We start from the raw sequence: 19,160 nt of genomic DNA, 5'->3' as shown, positions 1-19,160 counted from the left end.
TCACCCGGCTCGCCCGGACCGACCACGGACACGAGAGCCAGGTGGGGTGACCCCGGGCGGGCAGCGGGTGAAAAAGCTCCTGGCGCCGGCACCTGCGCCACCGCCTACGAACACGGCACGGCACGGCCCTACAAGGAGATCACCAGGCTCGCCCGACCGACCACGGACACGACCACCGGGTGGGGTGACCGGCCGGACACCTGGACACGACGGGCGCCGCCCGGCCACGCAACCGTGGACGGGCGGCGCGGCGGGGATCGCCCGGCCGAGGGATGCCCGCTGCGGCAGACATGGGGTGCTCGGAAGAACCTCGGCGCCGATGCTTGCCACCGTGGCCGTCGCCTCGTCCTGAACCGGGTACGTCGCGGCTGGGGCCCGGCGGCCGCGTCGGGCAACCCTCACATCCCGTAGTCCTTCAGTTTCAGCGTGTTCGCCGCCTTCAGGGTCATCCTGTCGAAGACTCCCGAGAACATCCGGGTCGTCAGCATGCGGTGCGACTGGTTCCGCAGCCACAGCCCACGCGCCGTGCGCGGGGCCAGGAACGGGCCGGTTCCCTTGGCCTGCTTGGCACCCGCCTCGGCGGCCGGGCGTACCGCCGCCTCGTACCGCGAGAACGCCAGCCGGTGGTCGCCCGCCGCCGCGAACAGTTCGCCCGCCAGTACGTACGCCGCCATCATCGCCAGGCCCGTTCCGCTGCCGCCCGGGCCCACGCCCCATCCCGCGTCGCCGACCAACGCCACCCGGCCGCTCGTGTAGCGCGGCAGGTACACGTGCGCCAGCTCGTCGAAGTACAGGTCAGTGGCGGCGTGCAATCCCTCCAGCAGGCGCGGCACCTCCCAGCCGACCCCGGCGTAGACCTCCGCGATCACCTTCTTCACCTGGGCCTCGTCCTTGCGGTCGTAGCTCAGGCCGTCCGCCGCGAAGACGAAACCGACGCTCGCCGGGCCGTCCGGGTCCTGCGCGGCGTACGTCACGCCCCGGCCGAGCACGTTGTAGATCAACCCGGTGTGGTCCAGCCGCAGGTGGTTCGGCGCGCTGAAACCCGCGCACGCGTACCCCATCTCGGTCCGGAACCGCGACTCCGGGCCGAACGCCAGCGCCCGCACACCCGAATGCAGCCCGTCCGCGCCGATCACCAGGTCCACGGTCCGCGGGGCGCCGTGGGCGAACGTCACCTCGACACCCGAACCGGTCTCGGTCAGGGACGTGATCCAGTCGCCGAACACGTACTCCGTCCGGTCCTTCGTCGCTTCGTACAACACGCGGCTCAGGTCGCCGCGCTGGATCTCCACCTCACCGCTGATCATCGACGCCGGCAGGCTCGCCACGCGCCGGCCGGAGGCGTCCAGGATGTGCTGCTCCCCCATCGCCGTCTGGTGCGCGCGGATCTCCTCCAGCAACCCCATCCGCCGCAGCACCTTCATCTGCTCGCCGCGGAAGTCGACCGCCTGCCCGCCCGCACGCAGCGCGGGCGCCCGCTCGACCACGGTCGTCGAGTACCCCAGGCGGTTCAGCCAGAACGCCACGGACGGGCCGGCGATGCTCGCACCGGAAATCAGCACTGTCTTGCTCATCGGGACTCCTCCACTCGGTTGCCCCGAGCTTCGCGAGGAGCGCTGACCGCCGGCTTACCGTCCGCTGACCGGCCGCGCGTGCACGTGCCAGTGACCGGTCACCACGAACCCGCACCGCTCGTACACGCGCTGCGCGCCGGTGGGGTTCTCGCTGTCCACGCCGAGCACGGCACGCCGGTATCCGCGGGCGCGCGCCGCCCGCAACGCGGCGGCGACCAGGCTCCTGGCGGCACCGCGGCCACGCGCTTCCGGAAGCGTGCCGACGTACTCGACCACCACCTCCCCGTCGGCGGCACCGCGCTCGAGGCACAGCACCAACGCGATCACCCGATCGCTGTCGAGCAGCAGGAACGACAGGTCCGGCTGGAAACCCGCGCTGCCGGTCACCCAGTGGCGGAACAGCTCGGGCGTCAAGGCCGTGCTGGCGAAGTGCTCCCGGAACGCCTCGTTGAGCGCGAGCCGGGTCGCCTCCTCGTACCGCGCCTCGTACGGCACCGGCTCGACCGTGGACTCGATCGGCGGCAACGCGGACAGGTCCGCGGCCATGTCGGCGATGGTGCGCACCACCTCGTACCCGCCCCGGCACAGCACCGACGCGTACCACCGCTGGTTCTCGTGCGCCGCGGCGTGCAGTTCCAGCGGCGCGCCCGGGAACACCTTCGCGTGCAGTTTCGCGCTCGCCTCCTCGTACCACCGGAGCAACTCCGCACCGAGGGCGTCGCTCCGGTGGTCCGGGTGCACCATCGACTCCACCCGCATGCGGTGCACCGGGTCCGCTTCCGTGCGCCGGGCCGTCATCGCGTACGCGATCAGCCGGTCGCCCTCCACCACGGCCACGCCCGCGTCGGGCAGGGGCGAATTCGGCGACTCCAGGCTCTCCCCGATGTCGGCGACGCTGTGCTCCTCCCCCGTGGGCTCCACCGTCTCCCCCGCGGCGAACAACTCCGCCACCGCTTCGGCATCGTCGCGTCGCAGTGCGCGCCAAGTCACAGTCATCCACGCAGCGTAGGCACTGCCGCTGGCCCGTCCCCAATGATTTCCCGGGCGCGGGTTACCCTGCTGGCCGTGCTGGTGCTGCTGCCTCCTTCGGAAACCAAAGCCGCCGGTGGGGACGGCCCTCCGCTGGATCTGGACGCGCTGTCGTTCCCCGAGCTGAACCCGCTGCGGCGCAAGCTCGCCGACGCACTGGCCGAGCTGGCCGGAGACGTGCCGGAGAGCCTGAACGTGCTGGGGCTGTCGGGGCGGCAGGAGGAAGAGGTCGCCCGCAACGCCGCGCTCTGGAGCGCACCCACCCTGCCCGCGCTGGAGCGCTACACCGGCGTGCTCTACGACGCCCTCGACTACGGCGGCCTGCGCCCGGCCGCGCGGGCCAAGGCCGACCGCAGGCTGGCCGTCGCGTCCGCCCTGTTCGGCATCGCCCGCGGCGACGACCGCATCCCGGCCTATCGCCTCTCCGGCGGCACGACCCTGCCCGCCCTCGGCACGCTGCGCTCGCTGTGGCGCCCGGTCCTGGAACCCGCGCTGGCCGAAGTGGACGGTCTGATCGTCGACCTGCGCTCGGGCGCCTACGCCGCGCTGGCCCGCATCCCGCGCGCGATCACGGTGCGCGTGGTCACCGCGAGCGGGCGGACGGTGAGCCACTTCAACAAGGCGTACAAGGGAAAGCTCGCCGCCGCGCTGGCGACCGCCTCGCGCGAACCCTCCACAGTGGAAGGCCTGATCGGCGCCGCCGAGCGCGCGGGCATCACGCTCGACCGGGTGGGCGAGCAGGAACTGGAGCTGATCACCGACCGGTGAACCGCTCCGGCCGGTAGGGCGTCAGGTCGACCGGCGCCTCCTCACCGAGCGCGAGACCCGCGACGAGCCGCCCGGCGAACGGCGCGACGGTGAGCCCGCCGGGACCGAACCCGGTGGCGACCAGCACGTCCGGACGCTCCGCCAGCGCGCCGAGCAGCGGCAGGCCATCGGGCGAGGCGGGGCGGAAACCGATCCTCGTCTCCAGCAGCGTCGCGTCGGCCAGGCCCGGTGCGACCGTCAGGGCGTGGTCCAGGACCTCGCGCTGCCCGGCCGCGGTGATCCGGTGGTCGAACCCGGAACCGGTCTCGCGCGTGGCGCCCGCGACGACCCGCGAGCCGGGGAAGGCCAGCAGGTAGTGGCTGGACACCGGCAGCACGACCGGCCAGCGTGCGGTGTCCACCCCGGGCAGTTCGAAATGACTGATCTGTCCGCGTTGCGGCGCCACGGACACCGACGGCACCAGCTCACCGCTCCACGCCCCGGCCGCGACGACGACCTTGTCCGCCGCCAGCTCCTCCCCCGCGACGCGCACCCCGCGCCGGGTCAGCTCCGCCGCGCCCTCGACGATCCGGGCGCCCCGCGTCACTGCCGCGTCCAGCAGCGCCTGCCGCATGCGCCGCCCGTCCACCCGGCCGCCGCCGCTGACGTGCACCGCGGCCAGGCCGGGGGCGAGCGCGGGGAACAGCTCGCGGGCCTGCGCCGGATCGAGCCGGGACACCTCGCCGGCCACCGGTTCCCCGGCCACGCGTTCACTCACCCGGGCGAACGCCTCGTCGAGTTCGGCCGGGTCCGCCGACACCACCATCCCGCCGACCACCTCGAACGACGTGTCCCCCGCGCCGTCCTCGGCCAGCTGCGCGACCAGCTCCGGGTAGTACGCCGCGGCCGCGGCGGCGAAGCGGTACTCGTCGTCGCCGCGGCGGCTGGTCCACGGGCACACGATCCCGGCGCCCGCGGCCGTCGCCACTCCCGGACGGCCCGCGTCGGCCACGACGACCTCGGCGCCACGGCGGGCGAGCTGGTGGGCGGTACTCGCCCCGGTGATGCCGGAGCCGATCACGATCACGCGCATGCCGCCAGTCTGCCGGTAATTCGGTTGCGGCCGCAGCGCCGCCGCGGGCATGATCACCCGTACGCCGGTGCGCTGGGCCCGGTGGTGGAGAAGGGAGGTGCGTCGTGTCCGTCGTTGTCCTGGGCCGTGCCTTCCTCGCCCATCCACCCGCCCCGCCCGCCTGATCATCACGGCGCCGGTGGGGCACCTCAGCCATGGAGACCCACCAGTGCGCCAGCACGATTTCGCCGAAGACCCCACCCCGCGCTCCCGTCGTCGCCGCCCGCGGTCCGACGACGAGTTCAATCCGATCCGCAGCGGCCGCCTCACGCAGGACGAACGTGAGCGGCTGGCCCGCCTGCGCGAGGACAGCTACGCCGAACCCGAGATCCCGGGTGGCGCCGACCGCTACTCGACCTGGGACAGCGCCGAGCACGGCCCACGCCCGCACCCGGCCTGGGTGATCACCGAACTGGCCGCCGTGGACACCGAGCTGGGTGTCCTCAAGACCGGCAAGGAGGCCGAGGTGCACCTGCTGCGCCGCGGCCTGCCGGACGGCAGCCGGGAATGCCTGCTCGCCGCGAAGCGTTACCGGTTGAGCGAGCACCGCCAGTTCCACCGCGACTCCGGTTACCTCGAGGGCAGGCGCATGCGCCGGTCCCGGGAGAACCGGGCCATGGCACAACGGACCTCGTTCGGCCGCAATCTCATCGCCGAGCAGTGGGCGGTCGCCGAGTTCGCCGCGCTCAGTCGCTTGTGGACCATCGGCGTGCCGGTGCCGTACCCGGTGCAGCGGGACGGCACGGAACTCCTGCTGGAGTTCATCGGAGAGCCCGACGGCACGGCGGCGCCACGCCTGGCACAGCTGCGGCCCGAACCGGAGGAACTACGCGAACTGTGGTTCCAGACGGTCGGGGCGCTCGACGTCCTGGCGTCGGAGGGGCTCGCGCACGGAGACCTGTCCGCCTACAACATCCTCGTCCACGACGGCCGGATCGTGCTCATCGATCTGCCACAGGTCGTGGATGTGGTGGCCAATCCGAGAGGAGCGGAGTACCTCACCCGTGACGTCCACAACATCTCCGCGTGGTTTGCCGCGCGGGGATTGCAGGTCGGAGCCGATGACCTGGCTCGGGACCTGCTGGAGCGGGCGGGGCTGGCGTGAAGTACCGGACGGTCTTCAGGTAGTCTGATCACAGTCCGCGACCGGCGACGTGAATTCGGGTCGCCCCCTTCCTGGAACGCGGCACTAACCACCGATGGCGCAGCCGCGCCGGGTTCGTCCTTGTGAAAGCCCGCCGAACATGTCTTTCGCCTGCCTGCGCGCAGGCACACCGGGCCTCCCTTGCGACGTACCACCACGTCCGAGAGGCAATGCGTGAGCATCACCCTTGAGTCCACTTCCACCGTGCAGTCGTTCGCCGACCTGAACCTGCCGGAGCCCCTGCTCGGGGCTCTGCGCAAGGCCGGCATCGACGCACCCTTCCCGATCCAGTCGGCGACCCTGCCGGACGCGCTCGCCGGGCGCGACGTGCTCGGCCGGGCGCAGACCGGGTCCGGGAAGACCCTCGCCTTCGGGCTGGCCCTGCTGGCCCGCCTCGAGGGCGGCAGGGCCCGGTCGCGGAAGCCCCGCGGCCTGGTCCTCGTTCCCACCCGTGAGCTGGCCCTCCAGGTCAGCGACGCGCTCACCCCGCTGGCCCGCGCGCTGGGCCTGTGGTGCCGGACCGCCGTCGGCGGGATGGCCTTCCCCCGGCAGGCCGAGGCGCTGCACCGCGGCGTCGACCTGCTGATCGCCACGCCGGGCCGTCTGTCCGACCACGTCCGGCAGGGCACCGCGGACCTCAGCGAGGTCCAGTTCATCGCCATCGACGAGGCCGACCAGATGGCGGACATGGGCTTCCTGCCCCAGGTCCGGGAGATCCTGGACCTGACCCCGCGCGACGGGCAGCGGCTGCTGTTCTCCGCGACGCTCGACGGCGACGTCGGGCAGCTGGTCAACCGGTACATGCACGACCCGGTCGAGCACTCGGTCGCGCCGGCCACCGCCAGCGTCGACACCATGGACCACTACGTGTTCCAGGTCTCGCGCCAGGAGAAGCAGACGGTGATCACCGAGATCGGCGCCCGCGAGGGCCGCACGATCATGTTCGTGCGCACCAAGCACCACGTGGACCGGTTGACCGACCGGCTGCGTGAGCGCGGTGTGCGGGCCGGTGCGCTGCACGGCGGCAAGTCGCAGGGCCAGCGCAACCGGGTCCTGCAGGACTTCCGCGAGGGCCACACCACGGTGCTGGTCGCCACGGACGTCGCCGCGCGCGGCATCCACGTCGACGACGTCAGCCTGGTGCTGCACGTCGACCCGGCGGCCGACCACAAGGACTACCTGCACCGCGCCGGCCGCACCGCGCGCGCCGGGGCGTCGGGTGTCGTGGTCACGCTGATCACGCCGGACCAGCGGCGCACCGTGCGCCGGATGACCGACAAGGCCGGCGTGCGCGCCGACCAGCTGGTCGTGCGGCCCGGTGACGCGAAGCTGTCCGACATCACCGGTGCTCGCGAGCCGAGCGGGGTGCCGTTCGTGGAGCGGCCGCGTGACACCGCCCCGCGCCGGGGTGGCGGCTCGCGTGGCTTCGGCGGGCCGCCGCGGCCGCGCCGGGGCGGCGGTTACGGCTACGGTGACCGCGACCGCGGGCACGGTGCCGGCTACCGGCAGGGGCGTCCGGGCCGCGGCCCGCGCCGCAGCACGCCGTCCGCCAGCTGACGCGCTGAAACCGAGAACCGCCGCGATCCCAGCCCGGGGTCGCGGCGGTTTTTTTCCTGCGCTCCGCTCGGCTTGGGGCGGCCGGCTCCCCCATGACCACTTGTCACCCGGGACCTCGACTGACAGGTTGGTCGGCATTCCCAGAACCGACTCAGTCAGGAGAGCCGCGATGAGCACGGTGATCAGCAGCCCCACCATCTCGGTCGACGGCTACCTGGCCGGTCCCCGCCAGAGCCGCGAGCTCGGGCTCGGCGAAGGCGGTGAGCGGCTGCACCGGTGGATGTTCGAAGCCGCGGAGGAGAACCGGGCCGAGCGCGACGCGATCCTCGGCCACGGCGCCTACATCATGGGACGCAACATGTTGGGCCCGATCCGCGGCGAGTGGGACGACCCCGGGTGGCACGGCTGGTGGGGTGACGAGCCGCCGTACCACGCGCCGGTCTTCGTGCTGACCCACTACCCGCGGGAGCCGATCGAGATGGCGGGCGGCACGACCTTCCACTTCGTCACCGACGGCATCGAGCCGGCGCTCGACCAGGCGCGTGCCGCCGCGGGTGAGCGGTCCGTGGCGATCATGGGCGGTGCGGCGACGATCGACCAGTACCTGGACGCCGGGCTGATCGACGAGCTGCGGCTGACCATCGCGCCGACGGTGCTCGGCGACGGCGCCCGGCTCTTCGCCGGTGTGACCAGCCTGGACCTCGAACCCGTGTCGTCACGCACCACCACGCTGGCCACCCACGTGACCTACCGCGTCCGGCGCTAGATCGGGAACAGCTCGAACGTGCAGGCCAGCGGCACCCCGAACGACTCGCCGGCCTGGGCGGCGAACTGGCGCAGGAACGGCTCCGGTTCGGCCATGTCACCGCCCAGCGCGGCCAGGTACGCCTTGTGCTCCCGCAGCGAAGCGACCGCCGCGTCGAAGGTGTCCGTGATGTCCACCGCGTGGGTCTGCACCGGCGAGCCGCACACGGCCACCCACCGCACGCCGCTCCACGGCTCCAGCCCGAGGTCGCGGAACAGCCAGCGGTTGGCCGCGTCCCGGACCGCGTCCAGCGTCGCCACGCCGACGTTGCGGTGGTCGGCCATGTTGTACCCGCCGCCGGGGAACGACTCGCGGTGGTTGAGCGTCACCACCAGCTCCGGGCGGTGCCGCCGGATCGCCGCCGCGATGTCCCGCCGCAACGGGATCCCGTTCTCGATCAGGCCGTCCGGGTGGTCCAGGAACTCGACCTCCTCGACCCCGACGACCCGGGCCGCGGCCAGCTGCTCCTGCGTCCGCAGTGGCCCGGCCTCCTCGGGCGGCAGGCTGTCGATCCCGGCCTCGCCCCGCGAGGCGAGCACGTACACCACCGACTTCCCCTGGCCCGTCCACCGGGCGATCGCCCCGGCCGCGCCGTACTCCAGGTCGTCCGGGTGCGCGACCACCGCGAGCGCCCGGTTCCAGTCCTCCGGCATCGCGGCCGGTCTCGGGTCGGTCATGGCCCCTCCACTGCCCAGCGCGGGCTCGGTGCGACACTGCGTGACGTGAACCTACCGGCTTCCTCCTCTCCAGAGCAGGTTTTCGACTGGCTCGACACCGCGGCCGAGAAGCGCGCGGCGGCCGGGCTGACCCGCCGGCTGCGGCCGCGGGGAGCCTCCTCGACCGAGCTGGACCTCGCCGGCAACGACTACCTCGGCCTGGCCCGCGACAAGCGCGTCGCCGGGGCCGCCGCGGCGGCCGCGCTCCGCTGGGGCGCCGGCGCGACCGGGTCGCGCCTGGGCACCGGCTCCACCGAGCTGCACACCGAACTCGAATACGAGCTGGCCCGCTTCTGCGGCGCGCAGGCCGCGCTGGTGTTCTCCTCGGGTTTCACCGCCAACCTCGGCGCCGTCACCGCCCTGTCCGGGGCCGAATCCGCGATCGTCACCGACAAGTACGTGCACACGTCGCTGATCGAGGGCTGCCGCCTGTCCCGCACCGACGTCGCGGCGATCAACCACTGCGATCCGGCGGCGATCAAGCACGCGCTCGCGACCCGCCGCAAACCGCGGGCGCTGGTAGTCACCGATTCGGTGTTCTCCGTCGACGGCGATCTCGCCCCGCTACGTGAGCTGTCCCAGGTCTGCCGCGAGCACGGCGCGGCGCTGCTGGTCGACGACGCGCATGGGTTCGGCGTGCTCGGCGAGGGCGGCCGCGGCGCGGTGCACGCGGCCGGGCTGGCGGGCGAGCCGGACGTGGTCACCACGATCACCCTGTCCACGGCGCTCGGCGCGCAGGGCGGCGCCGTTCTCGGGCCGCGCCGGGTGATCCGGCACCTCGTGGAGACCGCGCGCAGCTTCATCTTCGACACCGGCCTCGCCCCGGCCAGCGCGGCCGCGGCACTGGCCGCGCTCGGGGTGCTCAAGTCCGAGCCTGGCCTGCCGGAGAAGGTCCTCACCAACGCGGTGACGCTGTCGAGCCGACTGCGCGCGGCCGGGTTCCGGGTGAGCAACCCGGAGGCGGCCGTGATCTCGGTTCAGGCGCCCTCCCCCGAGTCGGCCGCCGAATGGGCCGGCCGCTGCGCCGAGCAGGGGGTGCGGGTCGGCTGCTTCCGCCCGCCGTCGGTCCCGGACGGCGTCTCGCGGCTGCGCCTGACCGCCAGGGCCGACCTCACGGAGTCCGATGTGGACACCGCGGTGAAGGTGATCAGCGAGTCGGCGCCAGCCGGCGTCGCATCGTGATGTGCGGGATGCCGTCCTCGTCGAACTCGTCGCCCTCGGCGACGTAGCCGAACTTCTCGTAGAAGCCGCGCGCGTAGGTCTGCGCGTCGAGCACGCTGTCCGCGTCGCCGACCGAGATCAGCGCCGCGGTCATCAGGCGGGCGGCGAGCCCCTTGCCGCGGGCGTGCTTCGCGGTGACCACGCGGCCGATGCGCTGGACGCCGTCCCCGTCGTCGAGGACCCGGAGGTAGGACTCGATGCCATCGGGGCCGTCGATCCAGAAGTGGCGGGTCGTCGGGTGCAGGTCACGCCCGTCCAGCTCGGGGTACGGGCAGTTCTGCTCCACGACGAACACCTCCACCCGGAGCCGGAGGATGTCGTACAGCTGCTGCGTGGTCAGGTCCGGTCCGCGGACGCCTCTGTCGGGGTTCACGGACTCCTGACTACCAGAACACGACCCGCGACGACTCGGCTTCGCTGCGAATCTCGTTCACGTAGGTGATCACGCGGGTGTAGACGCCCGGTTTGCCCGGTTGCGCGCAGCCGTCGCCCCACGACACCAGCCCGATGAGCGTGTTGCCCACGACCAGCGGCCCGCCCGAGTCGCCCTGGCAGGCGTCCACCTTGCCCTCGGGGTAACCGGCGCAGACCATCGACCGGGAGTCGTAGTTCGAGTAGCTGGCCCGGCAGCCGGAGTCGCTGATGACCGGCACCTCGGCCTTGCGCAGGACGTCCGAGCGCGCCCCGCCGTCGGAGGTGCGGCCCCAGCCCAGCACCGTCGCGCGGGTGCCCTCGGCGTAGAGCGAGTCGTCGCCGGGCAGGTTCACCGGCTGGTACGGCAGGCTCTGCGACAACTTGAGCACCGCGACGTCGTCCCCCTTGCCCGGGTCGGAGAACGAGTCCGGCATCCACACCTCGCGCACGGACACGGTCTTGCCCTCGTTGGTGCGCTTGTCCGTGCGGCCCGCCACGACCCGCAGGTCCGCCCGCTTCACGGCGCCGGCGCAGTGCGCCGCGGTGGCCACGGCGGTCGAGCTGACGATGACCCCGCCGCAGAACTGGTTGCCGCTCTTGTCGGTCAGGTACACCGCGTACGGGTAGCTGCTGGTGGACGCCTCCGTACCGCCGACGATGTTCGGACGGGCGCCGGTGCTCGGCACGGCCGCGGCCACCACCGGCAGGAACGCGGCGGCGGCGATGACCGCCGTCAGCGCCAGGCGGAACTTGCGGTCGCGTCGACGGTGCTTCGCCATGCGCGCGCTCCTTTCGGAAGAGCTCGATGAATCCCCCGGTGTCACACCCGATGGTCGAAAAACCGGCTTCGGGGCGTGAGATTGCCGCACATACAGTAATCGACAAGGACCCGGAACCGGTGTCACTGAATCGGGTGGTATCCGGTTCTGCGAAGCTGGAGACGTGCGAGGAATCGTGGCGCTCCTGCTGGCGCTCGGGCTCGTGGCGTGCGGCGCCCCACCCGAGCCGCCACCCGCACCCGTGCCCTCGCCCACGGTCCCGGCGACCACGACAACCACCACGCCCCCTGCACCGCCGCCCACCACGTCCACGGCACCGGCCTGGACCGTCGGCGCCACCCCGCTGCCCCGCCGCCCGGACGGCTTCGGCGAGATCCGGCCGACCCCGGCCGTGCTGCGCGACCGCCGCCTCCCGACGACGGACCTGCTGCCGCCGCCCGCGGACGGCCGCTACGCCTCGACGGTGAGCGCGGTCCCGGCGGACGTGCTGACGCGCAGCACCTGGCGGCCCGCGTGTCCGGTGGCCGCGTCCGAGCTGCGCTACCTGACGATGTCGTTCTGGGGCTTCGACGGGAAGCCGCACACCGGTGAGATGCTCGTCGGCGCCTCGGTCGCGCGGGAGGTCACGCGCGTGTTCGGGCAGCTGTTCGCCGCGCGGTTCCCGATCGAGGAGATGCGGGTCACCTCGCCCGCCGAACTCGACGCTCCGCCGACCGGGGACGGCAACAACACCAGCGCGTTCGTCTGCCGCCCGGTGCGCGGCCAGACGAACTGGTCGGCGCACGCGTACGGCCTGGCGATCGACCTGAACCCGTTCTGCAACCCCTACACCAAGGACGATCTGGTGCTGCCGGAACTCTCCTCGGCGTACCTGGACCGCTCGTGGGTGCGGCCGGGCATGGTGGAGGCCGGTGACGCGACGGTGCGGGCGTTCGCCGCGGCCGGCTGGAGCTGGGGCGGGGCCTGGCGGGAGCCGAAGGACCGGATGCATTTCACCGCGACCGGCGGGTAGTAACGGGAACAGATTTCGGGTCCGGACCGGTTGTACCGGATCGGACTACTTGGGAGGTAACCGCACGTGCCCCACTACGACCTGGTGATCGTCGGAACCGGCTCGGGGAACTCGATCCTCGACCCCCGGTTCGCGGGCTGGAAGACGGCGATCGTGGAGAAGGGTGTGTTCGGCGGCACGTGCCTGAACGTCGGGTGCATCCCGACCAAGATGTTCGTGCACGCCGCGGACGTGGCCGCGACCCCGTCGGTGTCCAGCCGGTTCGGCGTGGACGAGACGCTGGACAAGGTGCGCTGGACCGACGTGCGCGACCGGATCTTCGGCCGCATCGACCCGATCGCCGAGGGCGGGCGCGAGTACCGGAAGAACCACGAGGACAACGCCGGCGTCACCGTGTACGAGGGCCAGGGGCGGTTCACCGGGCACAAGGAGCTGACGGTGTCGTTCGCGGACGGGCGGCCGGACGAGGTCGTCACCGCGGACCGGTTCGTGCTCGCCGCGGGCGGGCGTCCGGTGGTGCCGGACCTGCCGGGCCTGGAGGACGTGCGCTACCACACCTCGGACACCGTGATGCGGCTCGACGTGCTGCCCGCGCGGATGGTCATCGTCGGCAGCGGGTTCATCGCGGCGGAGTTCGCGCACGTGTTCCGCTCGTTCGGGGTGGAGGTCACGATGGTGGCCCGGTCCGGCGCGTTGTTGCGCAGCGAGGACTTCGACCTCAGCAAGCGGTTCACGGAGCTGGCCGAGCGCCGGTTCGACGTGCGGCTCAACCGCAAGACCGTGCGGGTGCGCCCGTCCGGGACGGGGGTCGCGCTGGAGCTGGAGGGCCCCGGCGGCGCGGAGACCGTCGAGGCGGACGAGCTGCTGATCGCGGTCGGGCGCCGGCCGAACACCGACCTGCTGGACGTGGCCGCGACGGGCGTGACCACGACCGAGAGCGGGCACGTGGTGGTCGACGACCACCAGGAAACGGTGGTCGAGGGGATCTACGCGCTGGGCGACATCTCGTCGCCGTACGAGCTGAAGCACGTCGCCAACCACGAGGCGCGGGTCGTGCAGCACAACCTGCTGAACCCGGACTCGCCGATGACGGCCGACCACCGGTTCGTGCCGCACGCGGTGTTCACCTCGCCGCAGATCGCCTCGGTCGGCCTGACCGAGCAGGAGGCACGGGCGCGGGGCGTGGAGTACGTGACGTCCACACAGGACTACGCCGGCATCGCCTACGGCTGGGCGATGGAGGACACCAGCGGGTTCGCGAAGCTGCTGGCCGACCCGTCGACCGGGCAGCTGATCGGCGCGCACATCATCGGCCCGCAGGCGTCGACGGTGATCCAGCCGCTGATCCAGGCGATGAGCTTCGGCCTCGACGCGAAGTCCATGGCCCGCGGCCAGTACTGGATCCACCCGGCGATGCCCGAGCTGATCGAGAACGCGCTGCTGAACCTGCCGCTGTGAGCGGTCAGCCGTAGCGGGACCGGTCAGCGGGGCGAGCAGGCGCCGGCGATCGCCGAGGTGTCCCAGTAGAACGGGTGCACCTCGGCGATCCGCCGGTCCACGATCGCGACGGTCTGCAGGATCGGGAACCGCAGCTCGCGCCCGGTTGCCCGGGCCCGGGCGTGGACGTGGGTGAGCACGACGAGCGGACTGCTGGTGCGGAGGAACTCCTGGGCCACCATTTCGAAGGTCTCCCACGCACCGCTCATCGCGGCGAAAAACCGCTCCAGTCCCTCGTGCCCGCGCCAAACCCCGCCATAGGGCAGCGCCTCCGCCTGGTGGAGGACCACGTCCGGGGCGAAGAACGGGGCAAGCGGTTCGAACGAGGCGCGGCCGGGACCACCGGCGGCCAGGTACGCGGCCTCGGCCGCGTACATACCGCGCAGCACCGACAGATCACTGGTTTCCATGATCGCTACTGTGGATCACGGCGCGGCTGAGCGCTGGCGGGAATCAGACGTAGCGTGGCCGGCCGGCGAAGAAGCCGAACACCATCTGCCCCGCCACCACGGCCAGCAGCATCGCGAACGGCACGGTCCACCCGTGCGTCACGTCGTGCAGCAGGCCGAACAGGAACGGGCCCACCGCGGCCAGCAGGTAGCCGATCCCCTGCGCCATCGCCGACAGCTTCGCCGTTTCGGCGCCCGTGCGCGCCCGCAGCGCGATCGTCGTCAGCGCCAGCGAGAACACCGCCATCCCGATGCCGATGAAGATCGACCACAGCAGCGGCGCCGCACTCGGCGCGACCATCAGGCCGGTCACGCCGGCGATGCCGAACACACCCAGCAGCAGGATCCACCCGCTCTGGCTGCCCTGCTTCGCGGCGAGCGGCGGCACGATCAGGCTCACCGGCAGGCCGAGGAGCGACACCAGGCCCATCATCAGGCCGGCGTCGGCGCGGGTCACGCCCGCGTCCATCAGCACCTGCGGCAGCCAGCCCATCACGATGTAGGCCAGGCAGGCCTGCATCCCGAAGAAGACCGTCACGATCCAGGCCAGCGGGCTGCGGAACAGCGACCGCGCGGCGGTCGCGTTCTCGCCCGAGGCGGCCCCGCCGGGACGGGTCCGCGCGGACGCCAGCCACAGCACGAGCGCCGCGACGGCCAGGGCCGCCCAGCTGGCGAGCCCGGGACGCCAGCCGCCGAACGCGCTGTCCAGCGGCGGGGTCAGCGCCGAGCCGAGGGCGCCACCGGCCTGCAGCGCGCCGGTGTAGAGCCCGGTCATCAGGCCGATCCGCGTCGCGAAGGACTCCTTGACCACGACCGGGATCAGCACGTTCGCCAGCGCGATCCCCGCGGTCCCGATCAACGTCCCGCCCAGCACGACCAGCGGCCCGTCCAGCACCCGCAGCACCAGGCCACCGGCCAGCAGCACGAGCGCGAGCGACACGGCCGTGGCGATGCCCAGGCGCCGGGCGACCACCGGCGCGGTCAGGCCGGCGAGCGCGAAGCACAGGCCGGGCATGGTCGTCAGCGCCCCCGCCCAGGTGGCGGACGCGCCCAGCGTGTCCTGCATCTCGTCGAGCACCGCGCCGACGCTGGTCACCGCGGGGCGCAGGTTCATCGCCGCCAGCAGGACCGCCACCGCGAGCAGCCCGCTGCCGATGAGCACGCGAGGCGCGGGGACGCGCGTCTTCTCCTCCACCGATGCTTCATCATTGACGGTCACAGCGGCTAGTATGACAAACATAGGATGATCGGGTGAAGGGATATCCCCGTGCCACTCGCCACTACTCGCCGGACCGGTCTCGTCGACCAGGTGATCGGGCAGCTCAGGGACGCCATCGCGGAGGGCGAATGGGCCATCGGCCAGCGGATACCCACCGAGGCGGCACTCGCCGAGAGCCTCGGGGTGGGACGCAACACGGTCCGGGAGGCCGTACGCGCGCTCGCGCACAGCGGGCTGCTGGAGGTGCGGCAGGGCGACGGCACGTACGTCCGCGCCACGAGTGAGGTCTCCGGCGCGATCCGCCGGCTGTGCGGCTCCGAGCTGCGCGAGGTGCTGGGGGTGCGGCGGGCGCTGGAGGTGGAGGCCGCGCGGCTGGCCGCGACCGTCCGCACCGAGGAGGAGCTGGCGACGATCACCGAGCTGCTCGACCAGCGCGACGAGGCCTACCGGGGCGAGGACATCGAAACGTACGTGCGGGCGGACACCGAGTTCCACCTCGCGGTCGTGCGGGCCAGCCACAACGCGCTGCTCACCGAGCTGTACCGCGGGATTCTCGAGGCCGTGACGGCCAGTGTCGCGGCCACGACGGACACCCGCCTGCCCGAGACCGAGGCGATCGGCCACCGCGGCCTGCTGGAGGCCATCGCGGCGCGGGACACCGAGCGCGCGATGACCGAGGCGGCCGGCTTCCTGGACAACCTGATCGCCGACGCCTGACCGGCGGCGGGGCGAGCGTAGTCACGGTGCGATCGCCAGGGGCTGCGCGACAGCCCCGCACGAACCCACCGTGGTGCGCGGCCCGCCCCGGCGCGCGGCTCCGCGGGCCGACCGTGGTCAGGGCAGCGTCAGGATCTCCGCGCCGTCCGCGGTCACCACCAGGGTGTGCTCGAACTGGGCCGTCCAGCTCTTGTCCTTCGTGGTGACCGTCCAGTCGTCGTCCCAGATGTCGTAGTCGATCGAGCCGAGCGTGATCATCGGCTCGATCGTGAACGTCATGCCCTCCTCGATGACCGTGGTCACCGACGGGTCCTCGTAGTGCAGCACGGTCGGCGCGGTGTGGAAGGCCGGGCCGACGCCGTGGCCGGTGAAGTCCCGCACCACGCCGTAGCCGAACCGCTTCGCGTAGGACTCGATCACGCGGCCGATCACGTTCAGCTGGCGGCCGGGCCGCACGGCCTTGATCGCGCGCATCGTCGCCTCGTGGGTGCGCTCGACCAGCAGCCGCACCTCCTCCGACACGTCACCGGCGCAGAACGTCGCGTTCGTGTCGCCGTGCACGCCGCCGATGTAGGCGGTGACGTCGATGTTGCAGATGTCGCCGTCCTGGATCACCGTCGAGTCCGGGATGCCGTGGCAGATGACCTCGTTCAGCGAGGTGCAGCAGGACTTCGGGAAGCCGCGGTAACCGAGCGTCGACGGGTAGGCGTTGTGGTCGAGCAGGAACTCGTGCACCACCTTGTCGACGTCGTCGGTGGTGTTGCCCGGCTTGACGGCCTTGCCGCCCTCCTCCAGCGCCTGCGCGGCGATCTTGCTCGCCACGCGCATGGCCTCGATGACCTCGGGCGTGCGCACGCCGTTGCCGGTGTCCCGCTTCGGCGCCGGCCTGTCCACGTATTCGGGGCGCGGAATGCTGGCGGGCACGGGGCGGCGCGGCGTCTGGACGCCAGGGGTCAACGGAGCACGCTGGGACATGACTCCACCCTACGACCCCCGACGGGCGCGGCGGCTGTGAGCCCGGTCAGAACAGCACGGTCGCGTACCGGCCCACCTGGCTGAACCCGATGCGGCGGTAGGCGGCCAGCGCGGGGCTGTTGAAGCTGTTCACGTACAGGCTGGCCGTGCGGCCGAGCCCGTTGACGAGCCGGCTCACCACCGCCGCCGTGCCGGAGGCGCCCAGACCGTGCCCGCGCCGGTCCGGCCGCACCCAGACGCCCTGGATCTGGCCCACGCTGCGGGACATCGCCCCGATCTCGGCCTTGAACACGACCTCGCCGTTCTCGAACCGGGCGAACGCGCGCCCGCTGGAGATCAGCTCCGCGACGCGGGCGCGGTAGCTCGCGCCACCGTCACCGGCGCGCGGGTCGACGCCGACCTCCTCGATGAACATCGCGATCGCCGCCGGCAGGTACCGCTCCAGCTCGTCCGGACGCACCGGGCGCACCAGCGGGTCCGGCTTCACCGCGGGCTGGGCGTCCATCGCCATCAGCGGCTGGTCGTCGCGCACCTCGCGCGCCGGGCCCCACTCCCCCGCCAGCTCGTCCCACAGCCCCAGGACCTGCTCGGCCGGGCCGACCAGCGACGAGCACACGCGTTGCTTGCGCAGGGCCCGGTCCGCGAACGACCGCAGGGCCGCCGCGTTGCCGCGCAACGGGATCAGGTTCGGGCCGGAGAAGCACAGGCCGGGCAGGCGGCCGCCGCGGGCGCCCCGGTAGTCGGCGGCCCACAGCTCCCCGCCGAGGCGCCAGGGGTCCAGACCGGCCACCTCGACGCGCGCGCTGACCATGCAACTGGCCACCGGGTCCGCCGCGAGCACGGCACGGACCACGGCATCGTCCCGATCACTGAGCAGCCGTGCACCGGCAAGCCGCAACACGTCCACCAGATTGCCAGATGGAGTGGTGGATCGGGAAATCGTGGGGGATCAGGCGGCGCCGCGGTAGGTGCCGAAGGTCCACAGGTTGCCCTCCGGATCGCGGGCGGTGAAGGTGTGCGAGCCGTAGTCGGTGTCGTGGAGGGGCTCGACGATCTCCGCACCGGCCTGGCGCACCCGCTCGTGGATCTCGTCGACGTGGTCGGTGACCACGTACGCGGAGCCGGCGTTCTTCGTCTCGCCGTGGACGCCTGTGGTGTGGCCGGTGCTGCCGAACATGAAGCCGCCGCCTTCGGGCCAGCGCAGCTCGGCGTGGGCGATCTGCCCGTCCTCGCCCGGCACGACGAGCGTCTCGCGGAAGCCGAACACCTCGGTGAGGAACTTCCGCGCGGCGTGCGCGTCGTCGTAGCGGAAGGCGGGCCAGACGGTGGGTGGGTTCTCGGTCATGTCCCCGAGTCTGGGCCCGCCGAGGCGTCCTGGTCTTGGAGGAATGGGAGTTCCTCGGCGATCCAGGTGCGCGGCGAGCACCCGGCCAGGGCGCGCCACTCGTTGGACAGGTGGGCCTGGTCGTAGAAGCCGCAGTCGGCGGCGAGCGTGGCCAGGTCGGTGGGGGCCTGGCGGAGCCTGGCGATGGCGCGCTCGAAGCGGAGGACGCGGGCGGCCTGCTTGGGCGGCAGGCCCAGCTCGCGGCGGAAGCGTTCGGCGAAGTGGCGGCGGCTCCAGCCGACCTCGGCGGCGAGGTCCTCGACGCGGATCAGCCCACCGGCCGCGGTGAGGCGGCGCCACGCCCAGGCGACCTCCCGGGCCGGTTCGCGGTCGGCGCGGGCGCGGCGGAAGACGTCGTCGAGGATGGCGAAGCGGTGGGCCCAGGTGGGGGCGTCGGCGAGGCGTTCGGCGAGGTGTTTCGGCCCCAGCTCGGCGAGGTCGACGACGAGGTTGCTCAGCTCGGTGGCCGGGACGCCGAACAGGGCGGGCGTGGCGAGCGGGTCGATCTCGACGTGGACGCCCGATTGGAAGGCGTCCTGGGCGATCAGGGCGGGCGCGGTGTGCATCCCGCCGAGCGCGGCGGTGTAGCGGCCCGGCGACTGGCCGGGGCGGGGCAGGCCGGTGAAGCGGATCGGCTCGGCGAGGCTGATGACGAGCGTGACGTGCCGCGAGGGCAGCCCGCGGTGGGTTTCGAGGGTCACGCCGTGCTGCGTGTAGCCGATGTACCGCGTGATCGCGGGCCGCAACTGCGGGTGCGGCGCACGAACAACCCACTCGGCCGTCACGGGC

20 protein-coding genes are annotated in these 19,160 nt (G+C 72.6%); 8 read left to right on the top strand and 12 right to left on the bottom strand.

Annotated features, from left to right (window positions below; translation table 11 throughout):
* Positions 1–398 precede the first annotated feature (398 nt).
* Together L1857_RS11020 and L1857_RS11015 are read right to left on the bottom strand one after the other, a co-directional pair.
* Positions 399–1,574, bottom strand: coding sequence for an FAD-dependent monooxygenase (locus L1857_RS11020; protein ID WP_205413290.1), 1,176 nt, complete (start codon positions 1,572–1,574; stop codon positions 399–401).
* Between the two features lie 54 nt (positions 1,575–1,628).
* The gene (locus L1857_RS11015) at positions 1,629–2,570 is read right to left on the bottom strand and encodes a GNAT family N-acetyltransferase (protein WP_094007904.1); all 942 of its coding nucleotides are present in this window, start codon (positions 2,568–2,570) and stop codon (positions 1,629–1,631) included.
* A 69-nt stretch (positions 2,571–2,639) separates the two neighbouring features.
* Here L1857_RS11015 and yaaA point away from each other — a divergent pair, with 69 nt between their 5' ends.
* Positions 2,640–3,371, top strand: a complete 732-nt coding sequence (yaaA, locus tag L1857_RS11010; RefSeq protein WP_094007903.1) for a peroxide stress protein YaaA — start codon at positions 2,640–2,642, stop codon at positions 3,369–3,371.
* On the opposite strand, the gene L1857_RS11005 is transcribed toward yaaA, so the two are convergent.
* Positions 3,358–4,443 (bottom strand): NAD(P)/FAD-dependent oxidoreductase, encoded by a 1,086-nt coding sequence (locus L1857_RS11005; RefSeq protein WP_249464955.1) that lies wholly within the window; start codon positions 4,441–4,443, stop codon positions 3,358–3,360. The genes yaaA and L1857_RS11005 overlap by 14 nt on opposite strands.
* 208 nt (positions 4,444–4,651) lie before the next feature.
* Between L1857_RS11005 and L1857_RS11000 the strand changes: the two genes are divergently transcribed.
* The 3 genes from L1857_RS11000 (at position 4,652) to L1857_RS10990 (ending at position 7,949) form a co-directional block, all read left to right on the top strand.
* On the top strand, positions 4,652–5,587 hold the full coding sequence (locus L1857_RS11000; protein ID WP_116111285.1) for a serine protein kinase RIO: 936 nt from the start codon (positions 4,652–4,654) through the stop codon (positions 5,585–5,587).
* Positions 5,588–5,800: 213 nt separating this feature from the next.
* Entirely contained in the window at positions 5,801–7,183 is a 1,383-nt protein-coding gene (locus tag L1857_RS10995; protein ID WP_094007900.1) for a DEAD/DEAH box helicase, read from the top strand.
* A gap of 169 nt (positions 7,184–7,352) precedes the next feature.
* Entirely contained in the window at positions 7,353–7,949 is a 597-nt protein-coding gene (locus L1857_RS10990; protein ID WP_116111283.1) for a dihydrofolate reductase family protein, read from the top strand.
* Here the strand turns inward: L1857_RS10990 and L1857_RS10985 are convergent.
* Positions 7,946–8,665, bottom strand: a complete 720-nt coding sequence (locus tag L1857_RS10985) for a PIG-L deacetylase family protein (RefSeq protein ID WP_094007898.1) — start codon at positions 8,663–8,665, stop codon at positions 7,946–7,948. The two genes, L1857_RS10990 and L1857_RS10985, sit on opposite strands and share 4 nt — an antisense overlap.
* 45 nt (positions 8,666–8,710) lie before the next feature.
* Between L1857_RS10985 and L1857_RS10980 the strand changes: the two genes are divergently transcribed.
* A complete protein-coding gene (locus tag L1857_RS10980; RefSeq protein WP_116111282.1) occupies positions 8,711–9,886 on the top strand; it encodes an 8-amino-7-oxononanoate synthase in 1,176 nt (391 codons plus the stop codon).
* Here the strand turns inward: L1857_RS10980 and L1857_RS10975 are convergent.
* Both L1857_RS10975 and L1857_RS10970 read right to left on the bottom strand, forming a co-directional pair.
* Positions 9,852–10,298, bottom strand: a complete 447-nt coding sequence (locus L1857_RS10975) for a GNAT family N-acetyltransferase (RefSeq protein ID WP_094007896.1) — start codon at positions 10,296–10,298, stop codon at positions 9,852–9,854. The two genes, L1857_RS10980 and L1857_RS10975, sit on opposite strands and share 35 nt — an antisense overlap.
* A 10-nt stretch (positions 10,299–10,308) precedes the next feature.
* A complete protein-coding gene (locus L1857_RS10970; RefSeq protein ID WP_116111281.1) occupies positions 10,309–11,118 on the bottom strand; it encodes a S1 family peptidase in 810 nt (269 codons plus the stop codon).
* Between the two features lie 175 nt (positions 11,119–11,293).
* On the opposite strand from L1857_RS10970, the gene L1857_RS10965 reads away from it, so the two are divergent.
* Both L1857_RS10965 and L1857_RS10960 read left to right on the top strand, forming a co-directional pair.
* Positions 11,294–12,130 carry a M15 family metallopeptidase gene (locus tag L1857_RS10965; protein WP_249467408.1) on the top strand — a complete coding sequence of 279 codons (837 nt, stop codon included), beginning with the start codon at positions 11,294–11,296 and terminating at the stop codon, positions 12,128–12,130.
* 66 nt (positions 12,131–12,196) lie between these two features.
* Positions 12,197–13,588, top strand: coding sequence for a mycothione reductase (locus L1857_RS10960; protein ID WP_094007894.1), 1,392 nt, complete (start codon positions 12,197–12,199; stop codon positions 13,586–13,588).
* Between the two features lie 23 nt (positions 13,589–13,611).
* Here L1857_RS10960 and L1857_RS10955 read toward each other — a convergent pair whose 3' ends face one another.
* Both L1857_RS10955 and L1857_RS10950 read right to left on the bottom strand, forming a co-directional pair.
* Positions 13,612–14,037 (bottom strand): nuclear transport factor 2 family protein, encoded by a 426-nt coding sequence (locus L1857_RS10955; protein ID WP_240323248.1) that lies wholly within the window; start codon positions 14,035–14,037, stop codon positions 13,612–13,614.
* Between the two features lie 43 nt (positions 14,038–14,080).
* Entirely contained in the window at positions 14,081–15,295 is a 1,215-nt protein-coding gene (locus tag L1857_RS10950; RefSeq protein WP_369806819.1) for a CynX/NimT family MFS transporter, read from the bottom strand.
* Positions 15,296–15,343: 48 nt separating this feature from the next.
* Between L1857_RS10950 and L1857_RS10945 the strand changes: the two genes are divergently transcribed.
* Positions 15,344–16,012 (top strand): FadR/GntR family transcriptional regulator, encoded by a 669-nt coding sequence (locus tag L1857_RS10945; RefSeq protein WP_249464952.1) that lies wholly within the window; start codon positions 15,344–15,346, stop codon positions 16,010–16,012.
* Positions 16,013–16,129: 117 nt separating this feature from the next.
* On the opposite strand, the gene map is transcribed toward L1857_RS10945, so the two are convergent.
* The 4 genes from map to L1857_RS10925 are packed head-to-tail and all read right to left on the bottom strand — an operon-like array spanning position 16,130 to position 19,156.
* Positions 16,130–16,987 carry a type I methionyl aminopeptidase gene (gene map, locus L1857_RS10940; protein WP_094007890.1) on the bottom strand — a complete coding sequence of 286 codons (858 nt, stop codon included), beginning with the start codon at positions 16,985–16,987 and terminating at the stop codon, positions 16,130–16,132.
* A 46-nt stretch (positions 16,988–17,033) separates the two neighbouring features.
* Positions 17,034–17,888, bottom strand: coding sequence for a GNAT family N-acetyltransferase (locus tag L1857_RS10935; RefSeq protein ID WP_116111305.1), 855 nt, complete (start codon positions 17,886–17,888; stop codon positions 17,034–17,036).
* A 48-nt stretch (positions 17,889–17,936) separates the two neighbouring features.
* A complete protein-coding gene (locus L1857_RS10930) occupies positions 17,937–18,332 on the bottom strand; it encodes a VOC family protein (protein ID WP_116111276.1) in 396 nt (131 codons plus the stop codon).
* Positions 18,329–19,156: a helix-turn-helix domain-containing protein gene (locus L1857_RS10925; protein WP_249464950.1), complete on the bottom strand. Its 828-nt coding sequence runs from the start codon at positions 19,154–19,156 to the stop codon at positions 18,329–18,331. The genes L1857_RS10930 and L1857_RS10925 overlap by 4 nt, the downstream gene beginning before the upstream one ends.
* Between the last annotated feature and the right edge of the window lie 4 nt (positions 19,157–19,160).

The organism is Amycolatopsis thermalba (genome assembly GCF_023376025.1).
Taxonomy (GTDB): domain Bacteria; phylum Actinomycetota; class Actinomycetes; order Mycobacteriales; family Pseudonocardiaceae; genus Amycolatopsis_E; species Amycolatopsis_E thermalba.
Note: the sequence above shows the minus strand (reverse complement) of the source record. Positions and strands in the feature narration are given on the sequence as shown.

What these genes read in the sequence shown, in the direction of transcription:
- L1857_RS10955 (WP_240323248.1), bottom strand. Translation starts at nt 14,037, where the DNA reads ATGGAAACCAGTGATCTGTCGGTGCTGCGCGGTATGTACGCGGCCGAG.
- L1857_RS10990 (WP_116111283.1), top strand. Translation starts at nt 7,353, where the DNA reads ATGAGCACGGTGATCAGCAGCCCCACCATCTCGGTCGACGGCTACCTG.
- L1857_RS11020 (WP_205413290.1), bottom strand. Translation starts at nt 1,574, where the DNA reads ATGAGCAAGACAGTGCTGATTTCCGGTGCGAGCATCGCCGGCCCGTCC.
- L1857_RS10930 (WP_116111276.1), bottom strand. Translation starts at nt 18,332, where the DNA reads ATGACCGAGAACCCACCCACCGTCTGGCCCGCCTTCCGCTACGACGAC.
- L1857_RS11005 (WP_249464955.1), bottom strand. Translation starts at nt 4,443, where the DNA reads ATGCGCGTGATCGTGATCGGCTCCGGCATCACCGGGGCGAGTACCGCC.
- L1857_RS11015 (WP_094007904.1), bottom strand. Translation starts at nt 2,570, where the DNA reads ATGACTGTGACTTGGCGCGCACTGCGACGCGACGATGCCGAAGCGGTG.
- L1857_RS10985 (WP_094007898.1), bottom strand. Translation starts at nt 8,665, where the DNA reads ATGACCGACCCGAGACCGGCCGCGATGCCGGAGGACTGGAACCGGGCG.
- map (WP_094007890.1), bottom strand. Translation starts at nt 16,987, where the DNA reads ATGTCCCAGCGTGCTCCGTTGACCCCTGGCGTCCAGACGCCGCGCCGC.
- L1857_RS10970 (WP_116111281.1), bottom strand. Translation starts at nt 11,118, where the DNA reads ATGGCGAAGCACCGTCGACGCGACCGCAAGTTCCGCCTGGCGCTGACG.